The following is an 18,360-nucleotide window of genomic DNA, read 5'->3' as shown; positions in this document are numbered from 1 at the left end:
TCCTGCTTATCCGTCACACTGTCATCCTTCGCATTGTTCTGTCCATTCCACTGGTAGCCCCCTGCTGTATGTTTCGATTTGGTCGTTCCGCGGAAACTCCACCCTCTGTGCGGTGGTCTCAGCTGCTACCGCTGCTTGAGGACGACGATCGCCGGGCGGCGGTTGAGCGGGACTATCCGGAGGCCAAACGCGAGAGTTTTCTGCAGGCGCTGCAGCGAGTCGACAGTCAAGCGGCCGCCAACGCGCTGGCGTCTGGGCGGCAATTGGAAGCGGCTGAGCCCCTCTCACGGTACCCCACAATTGCCGTCGCCGGGATGCTCAACAGCGGCAAGACCAGCCTGGTGTCGACTTTTTTGAGTCCACGGGGGCGGGCTCGTGTGCTGCGTGGCGAAACCAACGCCCAGGGGACGCACCGTTTTGTGCTGTGGCTGCCCAGTCGTTGGCGGGAAGACAGTGAGCTGTGGAGTTTGCTGATGCGGCGGATTGGCGAAGCGTTGGGACAGCCTCCCGAGATGCTTTCCGAACAAGTCGATGCAGCACATCGTCAATACAACAATATCAGTGGTGGCGAAGCGGCGTTGGCCGTGCCGTTGGTGGCCACCGATGAGGGGCTGGATCAGCACGGGGTTGGCCTGCTCGATTGTCCCGACATCGTTTCCGATGCCGCCTTTGGCCGCGGAGCACCCGAGTTGCGGAGGGAACTGCTGCGGCGGGCGGCCACGCTGTGCAGCGCGTTCGTGGTGGTCACTGGGGCGGAGTCGATTCGTGATGCCACGCTCGGTGATCTGTTGCGAATCGCTGCCGAACTGATGCCCGGCGTGCCCCGACTGTTGGCCGTCAACAAAGTTCGTCCTCGGCAAACGCCCGATTCGGTCTGGAGCAACACCCGCGAGTTGGTCAATCATCATCGCGTCGATGGGCTGTATGCAGCTTACGATTACGAAGTTCCCGGGACTGAGCCTTTTATTCCCAAATTAATTGACCAACCGCTGCCGGTCGATGAAGAACCCTTGCCAGTCTTTTTTCGCGTGGCGGAGGATCCCGATGACAATCCACCAGCCGCCATCCCCGAAGCTCAGATGCGGGAACGCTTGCTAATTGCGCTGCCGACCGCTTTGGATCACGCCGAACTTTTTCATCAAGTCCGCGTGGCGCTCGAAAATCGCCTCCGCGTGGCGCTATGGGAGCAAGGGGTCGATCGCTTGACCGAGGCCGCTGAGACAAGCCAACGGGGCGCTCAAGCGATTCGCCAGGAGTTGTTATTGGCAATCCTCGACTTCTTTGCGCGTCGTGAACCGGGGGGCAAAATCGCCGAGCTGCGGCTGCATCAATCGGCGCGAATCGTCCGTCAGTTGAGTCAAGCCTTTGCCGATGCGGCACCCTGGTACGCCCGCTATGGGATGCGGCTGAATTCGCGGCTGCGACGATTTTGGGGGAGCACGAATGATCTGGTACGACGCTTCACGCCGGGCAAAGTCGCCGAGGATGCCGCAGAAGGAATTCGCACCAAATTTCGCGAGGGCAAACAAGGCAGCCTGCTGACACCGGTTCGCCTCCGCGACGCCATCACGGCTCGTCTCGATCTGACCGATCTTCCCTCGGTGCAGACCGACGAACAATTGGCAGCTCGCGGCGAGCGAGCGATCGACCGCTTTAATGATGAGGATTTTACTTCGCTCGACCCGCAGCGGTTGCAAGCGGCCGTCGAGGAGGTATGGCAGAAAATGCCGGTCAGGAAAAAAGTCAAAGCCGGGCTGACCCCGTTGGCGATTGTCTTCGCCGCCTTTGGCGCGGCGCTAATGGTGCCGATCGATTTCGGCGGTTCGGGCGTGCTGCTGGCCGCTTCGTTGAAAGAATTATTCTTGGCGGCTGGCGTTTCGTTGGCGGGCGCCGCCTGGGGCGGTGGCTTGGCGATCGTCGATGTGGAACAGCAAGCGGCTCGCCAGCAAGTCAGTAACTTCCTGGCCGTTTTGTCGGACACCCTCGGCGTTCCCCGCTGGGATGCCAAGCAACAGCCGTTGCAGCTGACCGTCGGTTCCCAAACCGTGGCTTTGCCGCCGCCAACGATTGCACAACGCGTGCTCCCCGAAGAGACACTCGTGTTGTGGCGGTTGCGGGAACCGTTTCTCGCCGAGTTGTCCCAGCATCTAGCCCGCTAGTCCGCTTCATCAGCAAACCAGCAACGTGATTAGCCAGCCATGAGTGCCAGCCATGAGTGATATTGATGATTTCGAGGATCTCTCCGCGGCCGCGATTCGTCGCGCGGCGCGACACGTCTTAGGCGACAGTCCGGCTGGGCGGGCGATCAGTGATCTCTGCGACGACCATGCCGAAGCGGTGCGTTGGATCCACGATCAACGCACTCCCGACGCTACGATGGTCGCCGTCGTGGGGGCCACCGGCCAGGGTAAAAGTTGGTTGGTGCGTCAGTTTATCGACGATCAAGCGGTGCGGCGGGCTTTACCCAGCGGCGATACGCAGTCCGACGCCACCCGGCGGTTGGTGTGGGTCGGGCCGCAACCGCCGGCCGGCATCGATAGCCAATATGAAACTTATCTGCACTGCGCCGCGGAATCGATGACCGAACTGGGCGGTCGTTACTTGTTGGTCGACACGCCCGGAGCGACCGATCTCGATCCAGCCACGGCGCAAGCCGCACAACGAGCCGTCGCCATGTCCAGCGTGTTGGTGATGGTGATTCGCCGGCAGCAATTGCGGAGCGAGGTGCCGGGGCGGTTGGCAGCCGCCGGCGAGGGCACATTGGTGTTACCCGTGATCACGGCAATCCGCAGTGACTTACAAGATGCCAACCTCCGCGGCGACGTCGATGCCCTGGTCACGCGGTTGCGGTTGGCAGCTCCCCGCGGCGAAGTCCTGTCGGCCGTGCTGGTCCCCGACTTCGAGCTGGGGGATGCCGACGAAGCGACCATTGGCCAGCAAGCGATTGCCGAGATCCGCGCTCTGTTGCGTCCCCACTTGGCGGTCGGCGAGCTGGGAAATCGACGTCGGAGTTTACGCCTGCAAGCGGCTCGCGAACGGTTCACCCAGCAGATTCGTCAACGGCTCGCCGATCAACTGCCGCGACTTTCCACGGCGCTGGAACACTTGGATTCCGCGACCGATCGTTTGCCGTACGACGTGGCGGTCGAGTTAATCGGCAGCGGGCAAACGTTGCGGGCTGGAATTCGTTCGCGGTTGCGGGCTGAACTGATGGTTGGCACGGCGGCGATCTGGTTTCCCTATCGCACTCTGTTGGGGTTGCTGAATCTCACGCACGGGGCTTGGGATCGACTGATTTTAGCCCTCTCCGGCAGCTTGCCGTCGCTCGTTGGATCGGCTTGGGCGGGGCTGAAAAATCTTCGCGAGGGACAGGATGCCAGCGAGGCGGCGCTGGGAATTCGCCAACGCTCGGCCGCCATGATTGCTGACAGAATCGTGCCGCTGGTGAATCGTTTTCACACCGAGCTGGCTCGCTTGCGGCCCAATCAACCGTTGCCCCACGAGGGCGAAGAAGAGTCGGCGACCAGCCCGCCGGTGCGGCTGATGGGAATCGATAGCCTGCGGGAGCAAACGCAGCAGATCTTTGACGCCGAAGTCGTGGCCGCCGCGCCGCGCGGTGGCTCGGTGCAATTGCTGGCGATGCTGGGAACGGCCATTTTTTGGTTGCTGCTGGCCGGACCGATCGTGGCCCTCTATCACGCTTACGGAAAAGCCAGTTTGCAGACACTCAGCTCGCTGGAAAGCAACTTAACGGAGTTTCCGCATCCCGATTTTGGCATGGTGTTTACCAGTTTGCTGTTGTCGTTGTTACCCACGGCGCTGTTCGCCATGTTGGTGATTACCTGGGTTCAGGGGCGACGCCGTCAGGAGGTGGCTGCCGCCCAAATCGAGCAGCGGATCAAGTCGTCGATTGATCAATTGCAAGCCGATGGTGTGTTGCGGCTGGAGTTTCGTGATCCGCTGGTCACCGACGCGAGGCGGTTGCTGAGAGCCGGTCGTTCGCGAGGCGAGCAAGCGAATTGGGATGTGCAGTGATGGCGGCCGGGCTGCAAGGAATTTTGAACTGTCACAAACCTGTCGGCTGGACCTCGCGAGACGTGGTTAATCGCGTGTATCGCCAATTGAAACCAGCCAAAGTTGGCCATGCCGGCACGCTCGACCCGTTGGCCGAGGGCGTGTTGGTGGTGCCGGTGGGACCAGCCGCTCGGCTCGTCCCCTACTTGCACCTGTATGCCAAGAGCTATCGAGTGCGGTTTCAGTTAGGCAGCTCCAGCGCGTCGGGTGATTTGGAAACGCCGCTGGTCGCAGCCGTCCAGCCGCCAGTGCCCAGTCTGCAAGCTCTTGTTGCTGCTGCGGCCAGCTTGACGGGTACGATTGAACAGATACCGCCGGCCCATTCGGCCGTAAAAATTGCCGGTCAACCAGCCTATAAAGCGGCCCGCAAGCAACAGGCGGTAGTGATGCGGCCTCGGCAAGTGGTGGTCGAGCAGTTTACCATCGCCGCTTACCAGTACCCGCTGGTCGACGCCGAAATTACTTGCGGCAGCGGGACCTATATTCGCAGCTTGGGCATCGATCTGGCGGCCCGCTTGGGAACCACCGCCGTGATGACTCATTTGACACGCACGGCGGTGGGCCCGTTCGCGGCGGGGCAAGCGGTGGCGATCGACGGTGATCCGGACACGCTGCGGCAGCAATTGGTTGCCGGCTTGCGGCCCTTGGTCGACGGGGTCGGCATGTTGGGGCGGTTTGAATTGGATGCCGGCGAAGTCGAAGAAGTGATCCACGGGCGATCGATTCGCGACGGTTGGCAGCCGGCGGGGGCGAGTCCTGGAGGCGAATGGGCGGGCGTCGATCGGCAAGGCGTGCTGCGAGCGATTTTGATCGCGCGTGAAGGCAGCTGGGGCCCGAAACGCGTTTTTCCCGCGGGATCGCCTGCAGGCTAGACACCAGCGCATGCTGGTGTCCCGGCTTCAGTCGGCCAAGGGCATCCCCGAATCGCCTGAAGGCTAGACACCACCGGTTGGGAGCCAGGGTCGGTTCGCGCAATCTCTCGTTGCACGGCATTCGCACGGGCCTGCAGTTTGATCCCTGGGGACGCGTTTTGCGAGTCAGTGGGTTGTTCTCAGAAATTTGAAAAAATCGACAAGTTGTCCCCCGTGTTGTCGACCGCGGGATCAATTTCAGTAACTCACCGACCTGACTCGAGTTGCGACTCGGCTGGCGAGCTATTTTGCCTATTTTAACAGCCAGGGTCGGTTCCGTAACTTGTTTATGAACCGCGACTTAGGACCAATTGTTAATTTTCATTGACAAGCCGCTGAGGATCGCTAATATCACGTGCGTACAAGATGTAGTGCTGTCTGGCTTAGGTCGCTACTAGCCGTAGTAGGCATGCGACTTGCGTGATCGCTACATATCTCCACCGACATGCTTTGAACAAGGCGGATGGAACCACCCAGATTTGTCGTTGCACATCGCTAGGAAATGCGGTATACGTTAGTTCATTGCTCATCAGTTCACGCGACTGGTTCTCTAATTCTCGAAACTGCCTGTTGGCTCGCTGGCATCCGCACAGGTTGTCAATTGGTCAAGGCCCAAGGATGATCATTCATGGCTCCCACGATTACGACTGCTGCCCCTCAAACAAAGACCACGGCTCCCGGTGCCGACCAACCAAAATTGGATCATGGAGTGGAGTACGCTCGTCAGCGGCTCACCCAAGCCTTGCGTGGCGAACGTGACGGCTTGAAAGTCGCTCCTATTTTCTGCCCGACCGACGTCGACTCGCCGTTCGACACGACGGCTTGGGAATTGCGTTCGGCGACGATCAAAGACGAAACGGGAGCGGCTTTATTTGAGCAGCAAGATTGTGAGATTCCCGCCGCTTGGAGTCAGTTAGCCACGAACGTGGTCGTGAGCAAGTATTTTTATGGTGATCCCAAGAACAAGCAGGAGCGTGAGCGGAGCGTTCGTCAGTTGATTCATCGCGTGACGCGGACGATCGCCGACTGGGGGTTGGCTGATGGTTATTTTGATTCGGCCGAGGATGGCGAGGCTTTTTACCGCGATCTGTCTTGGCTTTGTTTGCACCAGCATGGTTCGTTCAACAGCCCGGTCTGGTTCAACGTCGGATTGCATCATCAATACGGCGTCGTTGGCACGAAATGCAATTGGCGTTGGGACCGCGAGACGGAGACGGTCGAGCAGCCTGAGAATCCTTATGAGTATCCGCAAGGGTCTGCCTGTTTCATTCAGAGCGTTGATGACAACATGGAAGACATCATGCAGCTCGCTTGCAGCGAAGCGATGCTGTTCAAATTCGGTTCCGGGACGGGCACCGATTTGTCGACGATCCGGTCGCAGCGTGAGCGGCTGTCGGGGGGCGGTACGCCATCGGGGCCGTTGTCGTTCATGCGAGTTTACGACTCGATCGCTGGGGTGATCAAATCGGGCGGCAAGACGCGGCGGGCGGCCAAGATGCAGTCGTTGAAAGTCTGGCACCCAGATATTTTGGAATTCATCGAGTGCAAATGGCGTGAAGAGAAGAAAGCCCACGCGCTCATTCGCGAGGGTTACGATTCGAACTTTAACGGCGAAGCGTACGCGTCAGTTTGTTTCCAGAACGCCAACCTCTCGGTTCGCGTTACGGATCCGTTCATGGAAGCGGTCCGCGACGGACGACGCTGGCAAACCAAGTGGGTCAGCGACAAGGCGACCGGCTTGCCTCCTGAGTATGACGCCAAGGAACTCCTCAACCAGATGGCCGATTGTGCTTGGCACTGCGGCGATCCCGGCATTCAGTATGACACCACGATCAACAAGTGGCACACCTGTCCCAACTCGGGACGGATCAACGCCAGCAATCCTTGTTCGGAATATATGTTCCTGGACGATACGGCTTGCAATTTGGCCAGCATGAACTTGATGAAGTTCACCGATGCGGATGGCAAGTTTGATGTGGAGCGTTTCCAAGCGGCTTCGCGATTGTTCTTGATTGCTCAGGAAATCTTGGTCGATCACGCCAGTTACCCGACCAGTGAGATTGCCGCCAACAGCCATCGTTTCCGGCCGCTCGGTTTGGGGTATTCCAACCTCGGCAGCGTGATCATGAGCAACGGGTTGGCTTATGACTCCGACGGTGCGCGGGGGATGTGTGGTTCTCTGACCGCTTTGCTACATGGGACTGCGAATTTGACCAGCGCCGAATTGGCATCGGTGGTGGGTCCGTTTGATGGATACCGTGAGAATGAAAAGCCGATGTTGAAAGTGATGCGGATGCATCGCGAAGCGGTCGAGCAGATCAACGATGACGGGCCGGCCGAACTGAAGGTTGCGGCTCGCAAGTTGTGGGACAAAGTGATTGAGTTGGGGGATCGTCATGGGTTCCGCAACGCCCAGGCCACCGTATTGGCACCCACCGGCACCATCTCTTTCATGATGGATTGTGACACCACCGGCATCGAGCCCGATATTGCTTTGGTCAAGTACAAGCAATTGGCTGGTGGCGGGATGTTGAAGATTGTCAACAACATGGTCCCCAACGGGCTGCGGAAGTTGGGGTATAACCAACATCAAATCGAAGCCATTGTGGCGTTCATTAACGAGAACGACACGATCGAAGGGGCTCCCGAATTGGAAGATGATCACCTGTCGGTATTTGATTGTGCTTTCAAACCGGCCGGGGGTGTTCGCAGTATTCCTTGGCAAGCTCACGTCACCATGATGGCCGCCGCTCAGCCATTCTTGTCGGGAGCGATCAGCAAAACGGTCAACATGCCCAGCGACGTGACCGCCCAAGATATCGCGGACGCTTATTTCTGGGGCTGGCAATTGGGCCTGAAGGCGATCGCCATTTACCGCGATGGTTCCAAGCAATCGCAACCGCTGAACACGACCGACGGCAAGGGTGCCGAAGCGGGCGAAGAAAAAGTGGTCACCAAGACGGTCGAGAAAGTTGTCTTCAAGCCGCGTCGTGAACGTTTGGAAGACACCCGTCAGAGCGTGACCCATAAATTTTCGATTGCCGGACACGAGGGGTACCTCTGCGTGGGGCTTTATCCCGATGGTCGGCCTGGTGAGATCTTCATCACGATGGCCAAGGAAGGGAGCACGATCGGCGGCATCATGGATTCCTTCGGGACGTCGCTTTCGATCGCTCTGCAGTACGGCGTGCCTTTGGAAGTGCTGGTCAATAAATTCAGCCACACCCGGTTTGAGCCGATGGGGCACACCAGCAACAAAGATATTCGCATCGCTAAGAGCGTTGTCGACTACATTGCTCGTTGGCTCGGTTTGACCTTCCTGTCGGGGCATCCCGAATATGGTCGCAAAGCGCCGACCGGAGCCGATGGATCCAATCTCACTGGCCCTAACGCTGCCACATCGCGAGCGGTGGGTTCCGAAACTCCGACCGCCACGCTCGGTGGCAATGGGCCGATCAGCGAGGCGCCTGCCACGTTGGCAAGGTTCACCGGCGAAGGCTTGCCTCCGGTTGATTTCGAGGCGTTGAGTCGAGCCGGTTTGGTGTTGCGAACTCCCGCTCCGGAAAATGGAAACGGCAGCAGCAATGGTAATGGGCATGCGTTGCCGATCGAAATGACCGGCTCGCTCCGTGACCAGGAAAGCCAGTTTGCCAATTTCCAGGGAGACGCGCCCAGCTGTGATGGTTGCGGGATGATTACCGTGCGTAACGGCAATTGCTATCTCTGTTACAACTGCGGCAACAGCATGGGCTGCAGCTAGGTTTCTTAAGCGGCTATCAGCATCTTCTGTAGCTACGGTCACCGCAGCGTAGCTACCTTTGTTAATCGTTCACCGACTTGACTCTCCAGTTACGGGAGGCCGTAAACTGCCCGAGTAGTTTCAGCTTCCCGCGATAACACTTTGGGGACCAAGTAGGATGAATGATGGGCTGTTAACCATTGGTGAGTTTTCCAAGCTGACTGGGCTGACGATAAAGACTCTGCGTTTTTATCATGAATCTGGGCTGATCAAGCCCGCCTCGGTCGATGCGTCGAGTGGCTATCGTTACTATGCTGCCGACCAAGTCGAATTGGCGATCGCGATCAAAACGTTGCGGGAGCTTGGCTTTTCCATCGAACAGATAGGCGAGTTATTGCCGGTGGACTTCCGACCGGGTACGTTGGTTGAAATGCTTGAGCAGCGTCGCGTTGCCTTGCGGGAAGCGATGCGTGATGATCGTGAAAGGCTTCGTCGGCTGGATGAAATCTTGGTGATCGAGCGGCAGGCTGAGCAGCGTGCCGAGGTCGCGGGGTTTGAGGTTCGCCTTGTCGAAGTCGCTGCTCAGCAAGTCGCCAGCATGAAATATCGTGGTGCTTACGCAGAATGTGGAAAGATTTTTGCCAAGCTCGCGCGGCAATATGGGCGATATATCGCCGGGAAACCGATGATCCTCTGCTGGGACTCAGAGTTCAAAGATACGGACGCTAGCTTTGAGGTGGTGTTTCCCGTGCGGCCATGCAACGCGAAGCCTGGTTCGCAGATATATGAGTTGTCTGGCGGGCAAGCGATTGCATTGCTGCACGCGGGGCCCTACGCTGATTTACATCGTAGCTATCGAAAACTGATGGTGTCGGCAGCCACTCGTGGTTGGCAATACGAAACACCCGCGCGAGAGGTCTACCACAAGGGACCGGGCATGATCTTTCGCGGCGACCCGAGAAAATATTTGACGGAAATTCAGCTGCTTCGTCATGCAAAACGATCTGCGGTGCCCGTTGAACCTCCGGGCGAATTCGTGGCAAAACCGGAATAACTGTCCGAGTTGACTGGTGAATTCCGTGTTAACCCCCAGAGTGACGGTTCTCCCACTGACAATTGTTGCCAGACTTGGATAGACTGTTTTGTGAAGAAATGGATTCCAGTCAGTCTCTTCGGTTCTCAATTTCACGCTCAGGCGGCGTTGCCATTCGATGGCCTTAATTATCCTTCGTTGTATTTTTCTGTTAGTAGCCGGCGGAATTTCCGCGTTGGTTAACTCGCAGCTGGGTTCGCAGAAGCCGGCCTGGTTACCCTGGACCGTGTTTGGTGGCGTTGTCGGCTTGGCGCTGGCCGTGATCGTCACCGATATTTACGTACGTCGCAAGCAAATTGCCACGATTACGGCCGTCTATTTCGGCCTCTTGATTGGCGTGTTGCTGACTTATGTGCTCTCGATCGCCACGATTCCCCTGTTGGAGCGTTTTGAGTACTCCAACGCGGTGCAGTTGGTGACCGGGATGTTGCTGTGTTACGTCTGCGTCAGCGTCTTGCTGCAAACCAAGGATGATTTCCGTTTTTTGATTCCCTACGTGGAATTTGTGCGGGAAGTGAAAGGCTTTAAACCGTTGGTGCTCGACACCAGCGTGGCGATTGACGGGCGGATTGAGGATTTGGTCGCCACGGGGGTTTTTGACAATCAATTAATTGTTCCCCGTTTTGCCCTCAACGAGTTGCAGGGGATTGCCGACAGCAGCGATAAGCTGCGGCGAGCTCGGGGGCGTCGTGGTTTGGACGTGCTGAATCGGTTGCGCTCCGATGACAAGGTCGATTTGCAGATTTTTGATCGCGAGTTGCCCGAGTGGACTCAGCATCCGGTCGATTTAAAGCTGGTGTTGTTGGCGAAACACTTGGAGGGAAAGATTGTCACGGGGGACTACAACCTCAACAAAGTGGCCAAACTGCACAGCGTGCCGGTGATCAACCTCAACGAAATCGCCAATTCGCTGCGGCCCGCCTATCTGCCTGGCGAGATGTTCCAGCTGAAGATTTTGAAAGCTGGTGAGGGTCAGGAGCAGGGTGTGGGCTATTTGGATGATGGCACCATGGTAGTTGTCGAAGGGGGGCGGGAAGCGATCAATCGGGAGGTCCCGGTGGTCGTCACCAGCACGTTGCAGACGAATGCGGGGCGGATGATTTTTGCCCGGTTCGACACCTAGCGTCTGCGGACCGGTTGGTTGAACAGAGGGTCGGTTGACGACGTAATACGGCGTTGAGAGAATCGAGTTGGCCGCTATATTGTGCGAGGTGGAATTTCGTCAGGCCTCGCCAAACACGTCGGCGACTCGCTGAATCCGCTTTCCCGTTACGCATTATTTTGCAACCTCGCCTCGGACAATCGACGCACATGATCAACAAGACCGATGCTCGGCGGCCAATGATTGAAGCCATTGGCCTGAGTAAGTTCTACGGGCCATTTGCGGCAACTCGTGACGTGACCTTCACGGTCAACGAAGGGGAATTGGTCGCTTTTCTCGGCCCCAACGGTGCTGGAAAGAGCACCACAATGAAAATGTTGACCGGTTATATCGCACCTTCCGAGGGGCGAGCAAAAATAGCCGGGCACGATATGTTGAACGATCGGATCGCTGGCAGCGGCATGCTGGGCTATCTTCCCGAAAACGGTCCCCTTTATCCGGAAATGACCCCCGCCGGGATGCTCGATTTCTTCGCCGATGCCCGCGGCCTCTCCGCCAAGTACAAACGTGAGCGGATTGAGGCGGTGGTCGAAATTTGCGATCTGTCGACCGTCATGTACAAAGCCACCAGTAAGCTTTCCAAGGGCTTTAAGCAGCGGGTGGGTATGGCCCAAGCGCTACTGCACGAGCCCGACGTCTTGATCATGGACGAACCGACGGCCGGTTTGGACCCGAATCAAATTCGCGAAGTGCGGAAGACGATGCGGCGGCTCAGCGAAACCAAAACGATTTTGCTGAGCACCCACATCTTGCAGGAAGTGGAAGCGATGGCTGACCGTGTGGTCATGATCAACGAGGGCCGGCTGGTTTACGACGGTTCGGTGGAAGGGCTTCGCGAGCGAGGGAGCGACCTGGATGATGCCTTCCATAACCTCACCAGTTCCAACGCGGGTGGCAAGCCCGCCGCCACTCCTTGATCGGAGCGTTTGCCCGCGACGTTTGCCAGTTGGCTGACGTCAGTTCGATTCATCAGCTTCATTTTTGCCCAACGTACACTCTTAATTCACCGGTACAGTCCCAGCCATGAGTCAATCGATTCTTTTTGTGCTGCTGATTTTGTTGTTCGTCGACGCGATCTTTTTGTTGGGGTTGGCGCTGATCGCAGCGTTGCTCTCCACCACAAAGCGGGCAGCTTACGCTGTCATGCGTCGCAACTTCGTCGGCTATTTCAGCAACCCCACGGGTTATGTTTTTCTCTGTATTTTCGTCTTCTTGACCTCCGTCGCTGCTTTCTGGCCGTACGAGTTCTTCAACCAGAACCTGGCCACGCTCGACCAGCTCAACCAGTGGTTCCCGCTGATCATGCTGGTCTTCATTCCAGCCATCACGATGAGCATTTGGGCGGAAGAAAAACGCCAAGGTACCGACGAGTTGTTGCTGACTTTGCCGGCCGACGATTTTGACATCGTGATCGGAAAATACATGGCTGCTGCGGCGATTTTCACTGCCTCGCTGCTTTTCTCACAGCTGTCAACGTTCATCACTTTGGCCGTGCTGACTCGCGGTGATGTCGATACTGGGCTGATTTTCTCCTCCTATTTGGGTTATTGGTTTATCGGTTTGACGATGTTGGCGATCGGGATGGTCGCTTCGTTCCTTACCGGAAACTTGACCGTCGGCTTCATCTTGGGGTCATTGTTTAACGCGCCGTTGGCCTTCGCTTCTTTGGCGCAGTCGATTGTCCCGAATGAAAAGATCGCGGCTTTCCTGCGAGCCTCCGGGCTGAACCGCTCGTTTGATGACTTTGGCCGCGGAGTCATCAGCCTCTCTTCGGTGACTTACTTTGTCCTGGCCGCGATGATCGCCTTGTACGTTTGCATGGTGTTGATTGGTCGCCGGCACTGGACAGGTGGTAAAGACGGCAACTCGATGGCGTGGCATTATTTGGCACGAACCGCGGCCTTGGTTGTCTTTGCCGGTGGATCCGTGGTGCTGGCTCGTAACTGGGACGTGATTCGCGTCGACACCACCGAGGGGCAAGTCAGCTCGCTGGCTCCTGAGACAAAGCAGTTAATCCGCGACCTCGATCCAGAGCGTCCGATCAAGATCGATGCCTTCATCAGTGAGAGCATTCCCGAGCAGTACGCTCAGGCTCGCTACGAGCTGGTCAACTTGTTGAAGGAATTCGAGAGCGAAGCCAATAAAGGTGGCCGCGCAATCGAAGTTCGCTTGCATGAAGACATCGAGTTGTTCAGCGAGGAAGCGACGTTGGCCGAAGAGCGATTTGGCATCGTGCCCGTCGAGCGGATGGTCCGCGAGAAAGGCAGTTTCCAGCAGAAGCGTCTGATCCTTGGTGCGGCGATTCGCAGCGGTTTGGAAAAAGTCACGATCCCAATTTTTGAATATGGGATTCCTGTTGAGTACGAGCTTGTTCGCTCCATCGATACCGTTGCCAAAGGCCAGCGAAAGCGGATTGGAATCGTGGAAACCGACGCTCAATTAATGGGCGGGTTTACGATGAGCGGTATGTCCCCGCGACAAACGCCCAAGCATCCGATCGTCAGCGAATTGGAAAAACAATACGAAGTCGAAGCGGTTGACTTTGCCAGCCCGGTGATGCCCGGCCAGTATGACGCGCTGTTGGCTGTCCAGCCTTCGACGATGGCTCCCGAACGGTTCAATCAGTTAGTGGAAGCGGTCAAAGCGGGTGTTCCCGTGGCGATCTTCGAAGATCCATTTCCCTACGCGGGAACTTGGGGCGGGTTAACACCAACCGGCGATCCCAAACAGGCTCCCGGTGGAATGTTCGGTGGGGGCGGTGGTCCGCAACCCAAGGGCGACATGATTCAGCTGTGGGATGCCCTGGGCTTGGACATTCCCGGCAGTCCTGGTGCGATGGGGATGTTGGCACCCGATTTGGTTTGGCAGATTCACAATCCGTATCCCGACTTGTCGCTGGGTGCCAACGAACTGTGGGCCTTCATTGACGAGCAATCACCCGGTGCTGAGGATTCGCTGAGCGAGGATAATCCGATCACTTCGGGATTGCGGCAAATCCTGATGTTGGCTGGCGGCGCGGTGGCCGCGAAAGAAAATTCGCAGCTACAGCATACGCCGTTGCTCAAGACCGGCGGTTCAGCCGGCAAGATTTCTTACCTGAAGGCTCGCTCGGCGCTGTCTTCACCCGATGCGGCGACCATCATTAAAACCGAGATTGGCGACAGCGAAGGTTTCCAGGCGATGGCGATGGCAATCGAGGGGCCAGCTGCTGCGGACGGGGACGATAAGGCGACTGCTGAGGTTGGTGTGAGAGCTGTTTACGTTGCGGACGTCGATTTGATGTTGCCTGACTTTTTGCAATTGCGGGCCGACCCGAATCAAGTGGAAACGCGTTTCCAATTTCAAAACGTGACTTTTCTGCTCAACACCATCGACTGGTTGACGGGAGAGCTGGCGTTCTTGGAGATTCGCAAGCACCAACCGGTTTACAGTTCGTTGCGATTGATTGAGGAAGTCAAGGAAGTGGCGAATCGCAAAGTGATTGAGTCTCGCCAGGAATTCCAAGACGCTTTCGACGAAGAGACTCGGAAGTTCAACGAAGAGAGCGACGAGCAGTTGGCCAAGTTGCAGAAGAAGATGGACGACTTGCGGAAGCAGGCCGAGACCGGCAGCATTGATCGCTCGCAAATCCAACTCTTGGTGCAAGAGTCGCAAATGAAGGAAGCCGCTCTGCAGCGAGCCAAGACGGTTCAGAAAGAAAAGTTTGAACGGGAGATGAATAATCAAATCCAAGTGATTCGTCGCGAGGCGGATATGGATGTGGTGCAGATTCAGAACTTGGTCAAGGCCTTGGCTGTGACACTCCCCTGTATCCCGCCATTGATCGTTGGCGTGGTTGTGTTTTCGTCCCGCCGCTTGCGGGAGCGAGACAGCATCACCAAGGCGCGGTTGCGCTAAGTTTGATCCGGCAACTTACCTATTCACTCAAACTGTTGGTTGACTACGAGCGATGAACGAAGGCACTAAAACTGGTATTTTTTGGGTGGTCGCGGGGTGCATGGCGGCATTCGCAACTTTTGTGGCGTGGCCGCGGAGCAATCAGGAGACAGCCGTATCCCTGTTGGTCGGCAAGGAACTCTTTGAGGAGTTCACCGATCCGCTGGCCGCATCGAGCATGAAGATCGTCAATTTTGACGCGGTCTTGGGACAAATTGAGTCTTTCGAAGTCGCCAAGGATCGTCAGACGGGTGTTTGGAGCATTCCCTCGCGACAAGGCTATCCGGCCGATGGTAGCGAGCAAATGCAACAAGCGGCCACGGCGTTGCTGGGGCTGAAGATTCTCGACGTGAAGTCAGAAAACCCGGAGGATCATGATGATTTCGGGGTGATCGAGCCCGACTTGGAAAAGCTATCCGTTGGTGATGATGGTGTCGGTCGTTTGGTGACAGTCAAGAACGCCGAGGGAAAAGCGTTGGTGGAGTTAGTGATTGGCAATGAAGTCGCCGACTTTCCCACTCACCGCTATGTCCGCGTTCCTAATCAGGACCCTGTTTATGAGATTGAACTCGACATCGATCCGTTGACTACGGAATTTAGTCGCTGGATTGAAGACGACTTGCTGCAACTCTCCAGTATCGATGTGGGGGCTGCCAAGATTCGCAAGTACTCCGTCGCCGTTAACGCCGGACTGCGAGGTATCGAAGTCAGCCAGCAACGCTCTTATGATGCCGATTTAACGCTGGATGATACCAACCAATGGTCGTTGGAAAACTTGCTTGTTTATGACAACACCAACGCTGGCAGTATGCGGACGTTGCAGCCTGGCGAGTCGCTGAACACGACGGCGCTCAATAAGTTGAAGAACGCGTTGGACGATCTCAAAATTGTCGATGTTGTTCGCAAGCCGGACGGCATGAGTGCTGATTTGAAAGCCGACAAATCGTTGGTGGAGAATGACGAATCATTGCAGTCGTTGGTCAAAAAGGGTTTTTACCCGCTGACAAACAGCTCGGGCGATGGCGTTGACATTTTGGCCAACAACGGTGAAACGATTGTGGATCTTAAGGATGGCGTACAGTACATCCTGCGGTTTGGAGGCGTGGCGGGGATTATTAGCGAAGACGATCAAGAGGAAGAAGGGGCCGAGGCGGATGTGGGGGCCGAACGTTATCTGTTGGTAACGACGCGAGTCAACGAAAGTCAAATTCCGCGTCCCGAAGTGCAACCGGTCCCGCAAACTTTGGAAGAGCTGGCCGCGTTGCGAAATCCTCCCGCGCCCGCGGAACCGGCTGCCGGCCTCATTCTCCCCAACCCGCTGGCGCCCGCGAGCGGTGAACCGGCTGCGGGTGAGGAACCAGCCGCTCAGGCCCCGGCCCCTGAGCCAGTAGACGAACCGGCTGCTGTTGAGGAAGCGCCAGCGGAAACGTCTGGTGAAGGCAGCTCGGAAGCCTCAGGTGAAGGTGAAGTGCGTGGCGGTGGTCAAGAACCTAGCCAGCAACCACCTGCCGAGGAGCCACCTGCCGAGGAGCCACCTGCTGAGGAGCCGCCTGCTGAGGAGCCGCCTGCGGCCGAGGAGCCACCTGCTGCCCAGGAGCCACCTGCTGCCCAGGAGCCCGCTGCGGAAGAGCCCGCCGCTGAAGAGCCGCCTGCTAACGAGTGGGATGACTTAACTCCCGAGGAGCAGCAGGAATATTTGCAAGCGGAGCAGGAGAAGATCAAGAAGGAGAATCAGCGTTTGATTGACGAGTGGGAAGAGAAAATTGCTGCGGCTCAGAAGCGAGTCAGTGAGTTAAATGCTCGCTTTGCCGATTGGTATTACATTGTTCCCGAGTCAACGTATGCCGATCTGCAGATCAAGCTTGGTGATTTGATTCAGCAAGGTGACGGAGCAGCCGCTCAGCCAAATCAGCCCCCCGTCGGTCCAGCTGGATTGCCTCAGTTCAATTTTTCGAACTAGGGTTTTGATTCGCCGGCCCATTCGCACCTTCGTCGTTGCAAGTCGGTTAGGCACAAACGCGTTTGACCCGCAGCCGACGGCGCAGGCATGGCCCGCAACCGCAGGCGTCGATGGGCTCGCAGCACAGACACGCTCAAGCTTGTGCATACGACTTGGATTTCAGTGGTATGATGCGGCTGCGGGTCAAGCAAAGGTTATTTTATAAAAATGAACAACGACACAAAAAAAGGCACTTACGATTGCTCGTAAGTGCCTTTTAGAGTGGAGGCGGGGAGAATTGCACTCCCGTCCCGCGATTCATCCACGACGGCTTCTACGTGTGTAGTCGACGATTTGGTGATTCGCCTTTGAGATCGCCCGCCGACGGGCTGCCGCAAAGACTAGCTCGAAACATTTTTTAGCTCTCAGCGTGTCCAGCGTGACTGAGAACGATCCGGAATTGGTGACCAGCAGTCGGGCGACTCCGGAAGTCCCCCTCAGCCAGGGCCGCGTTTACTTACGCAGCCATTGCGAGATTATTCTCGGCAACTAATTTTTGGTCAGCTTTTTACGTGGCCAACTGACCAACCACGGCACGCCACCGTCGCTTCCTGATATCCGGTCGAATCTAAGTCGCCCCCTCAGAAGCGGCAAATCCCCTCACGGGTTGCTTGCCAATCCATATGATAACATCGGCTCACCCAATCGCCAACTTGATCCGCAAAGAACTTTGATGCTGGTCCCCACCGTTCTGCACGAAGATAATCATCTGCTAGTCGTCGACAAACCGGCGGGTATCGCCACCGCGGGTGTCGTCGACCGGCCCAGCGTCTACCAGTGGGCGGTTGATTACATCAAGGAAAAGTACCAAAAACCGGGCAATGTGTTCATCGGCGTGGTCAGCCGGTTGGACACTGTGACCAGCGGCGTGCTGGTGCTGGCCCGCACTAGCAAGGCGGCCAGTCGCTTGTCGGACCAGCTGCGGCGCGGCATGATCCGCAAAACTTATCTGGCAATTCTGGCCGGACAACCCGATGCCGATAGTGGACAGTTGGTCGATGAAGTCTACAAGGACGACGCGGCACACCGCATGCGAGTCGTCCGCCAAACCCATTCGCCCTCACAGGCAACGCAGGGCGCTAAACAGGCAACCCTGCGGTATCAAACTTTGCACCGCTGGCATCACGATGGTCGGGCTAACCAGCAGGGTAACGACCAGGGGCAACCACTGGCGGCCGTCCAGATTGAATTGCTGACTGGTAGAAAACACCAAATTCGCCTGCAGTTTTCCGCTCGGGGTTTGCCAATTTGGGGGGATCGCAAGTACGACAAATCGGCAGCCAACTGGGGTCAGGGCATCGCCTTGCACGCATGGCAATTACAGTTCGAACACCCCACAACGCGGCAAACGATGCGCTTCGATGCTCAGCCGCCAGCAGTTTGGCAGCAGTTGTTGCCTGACGATTGGCGGCCTGCCCCGCCAGTTCCTAAATGAGCCCGCCAGTT

The 18,360-nt window shown here is 57.1% G+C and carries 9 protein-coding genes, 1 other RNA gene and 1 pseudogene; 10 read left to right on the top strand and 1 reads right to left on the bottom strand.

Features of this window, described 5'->3' with window-relative positions:
* Positions 1-68 precede the first annotated feature (68 nt).
* From SH139x_RS25865 to SH139x_RS25825, 9 genes and pseudogenes are all read left to right on the top strand, one after another.
* A complete protein-coding gene (locus SH139x_RS25865) occupies positions 69-2,159 on the top strand; it encodes a hypothetical protein (protein ID WP_488352627.1) in 2,091 nt (696 codons plus the stop codon).
* Positions 2,160-2,211: 52 nt separating this feature from the next.
* Entirely contained in the window at positions 2,212-4,035 is a 1,824-nt protein-coding gene (locus tag SH139x_RS25860) for a hypothetical protein (protein ID WP_488352626.1), read from the top strand.
* Positions 4,035-4,946, top strand: coding sequence for a tRNA pseudouridine(55) synthase TruB (truB, locus tag SH139x_RS25855; RefSeq protein WP_488352625.1), 912 nt, complete (start codon positions 4,035-4,037; stop codon positions 4,944-4,946). The genes SH139x_RS25860 and truB overlap by 1 nt, the downstream gene beginning before the upstream one ends.
* Positions 4,947-5,760: 814 nt before the next feature.
* A pseudogene (locus SH139x_RS25850) lies at positions 5,761-8,745 on the top strand (vitamin B12-dependent ribonucleotide reductase); the annotation flags it as partial.
* 157 nt (positions 8,746-8,902) lie between these two features.
* Entirely contained in the window at positions 8,903-9,778 is an 876-nt protein-coding gene (locus SH139x_RS25845; RefSeq protein ID WP_488352624.1) for a MerR family transcriptional regulator, read from the top strand.
* Between the two features lie 157 nt (positions 9,779-9,935).
* Complete coding sequence (locus SH139x_RS25840) at positions 9,936-10,940, top strand: PIN/TRAM domain-containing protein (protein ID WP_488352623.1); 1,005 nt, start codon at positions 9,936-9,938, stop codon at positions 10,938-10,940.
* Between the two features lie 188 nt (positions 10,941-11,128).
* Complete coding sequence (locus SH139x_RS25835; RefSeq protein ID WP_488352622.1) at positions 11,129-11,896, top strand: ABC transporter ATP-binding protein; 768 nt, start codon at positions 11,129-11,131, stop codon at positions 11,894-11,896.
* Positions 11,897-12,002: 106 nt separating this feature from the next.
* Complete coding sequence (locus SH139x_RS25830) at positions 12,003-14,876, top strand: Gldg family protein (RefSeq protein WP_488352621.1); 2,874 nt, start codon at positions 12,003-12,005, stop codon at positions 14,874-14,876.
* 52 nt (positions 14,877-14,928) lie between these two features.
* Entirely contained in the window at positions 14,929-16,875 is a 1,947-nt protein-coding gene (locus tag SH139x_RS25825) for a DUF4340 domain-containing protein (protein ID WP_488352620.1), read from the top strand.
* Between the two features lie 259 nt (positions 16,876-17,134).
* On the opposite strand, the gene ssrA is transcribed toward SH139x_RS25825, so the two are convergent.
* Positions 17,135-17,495: a transfer-messenger RNA gene (gene ssrA / locus SH139x_RS25820) on the bottom strand.
* A 26-nt stretch (positions 17,496-17,521) separates the two neighbouring features.
* Here ssrA and SH139x_RS25815 point away from each other — a divergent pair.
* Positions 17,522-18,349: an RluA family pseudouridine synthase gene (locus SH139x_RS25815; protein WP_488352619.1), complete on the top strand. Its 828-nt coding sequence runs from the start codon at positions 17,522-17,524 to the stop codon at positions 18,347-18,349.
* The last annotated feature ends 11 nt before the right edge of the window (positions 18,350-18,360 follow it).

Origin of the sequence: Kothea flammea (genome assembly GCF_052161645.1) — a bacterium.
Lineage (GTDB): Bacteria > Planctomycetota > Planctomycetia > Pirellulales > Pirellulaceae > Laterigemmans.
Note: the sequence above shows the minus strand (reverse complement) of the source record. Positions and strands in the feature narration are given on the sequence as shown.

Coding starts and splice junctions, on each gene's coding strand:
- SH139x_RS25845 (WP_488352624.1), top strand. CDS start 8,903: ATGAATGATGGGCTGTTAACCATTGGTGAGTTTTCCAAGCTGACTGGG.
- SH139x_RS25840 (WP_488352623.1), top strand. CDS start 9,936: ATGGCCTTAATTATCCTTCGTTGTATTTTTCTGTTAGTAGCCGGCGGA.
- SH139x_RS25825 (WP_488352620.1), top strand. CDS start 14,929: ATGAACGAAGGCACTAAAACTGGTATTTTTTGGGTGGTCGCGGGGTGC.
- SH139x_RS25865 (WP_488352627.1), top strand. CDS start 69: ATGTTTCGATTTGGTCGTTCCGCGGAAACTCCACCCTCTGTGCGGTGG.
- truB (WP_488352625.1), top strand. CDS start 4,035: ATGGCGGCCGGGCTGCAAGGAATTTTGAACTGTCACAAACCTGTCGGC.
- SH139x_RS25860 (WP_488352626.1), top strand. CDS start 2,212: ATGAGTGATATTGATGATTTCGAGGATCTCTCCGCGGCCGCGATTCGT.
- SH139x_RS25835 (WP_488352622.1), top strand. CDS start 11,129: ATGATCAACAAGACCGATGCTCGGCGGCCAATGATTGAAGCCATTGGC.
- SH139x_RS25830 (WP_488352621.1), top strand. CDS start 12,003: ATGAGTCAATCGATTCTTTTTGTGCTGCTGATTTTGTTGTTCGTCGAC.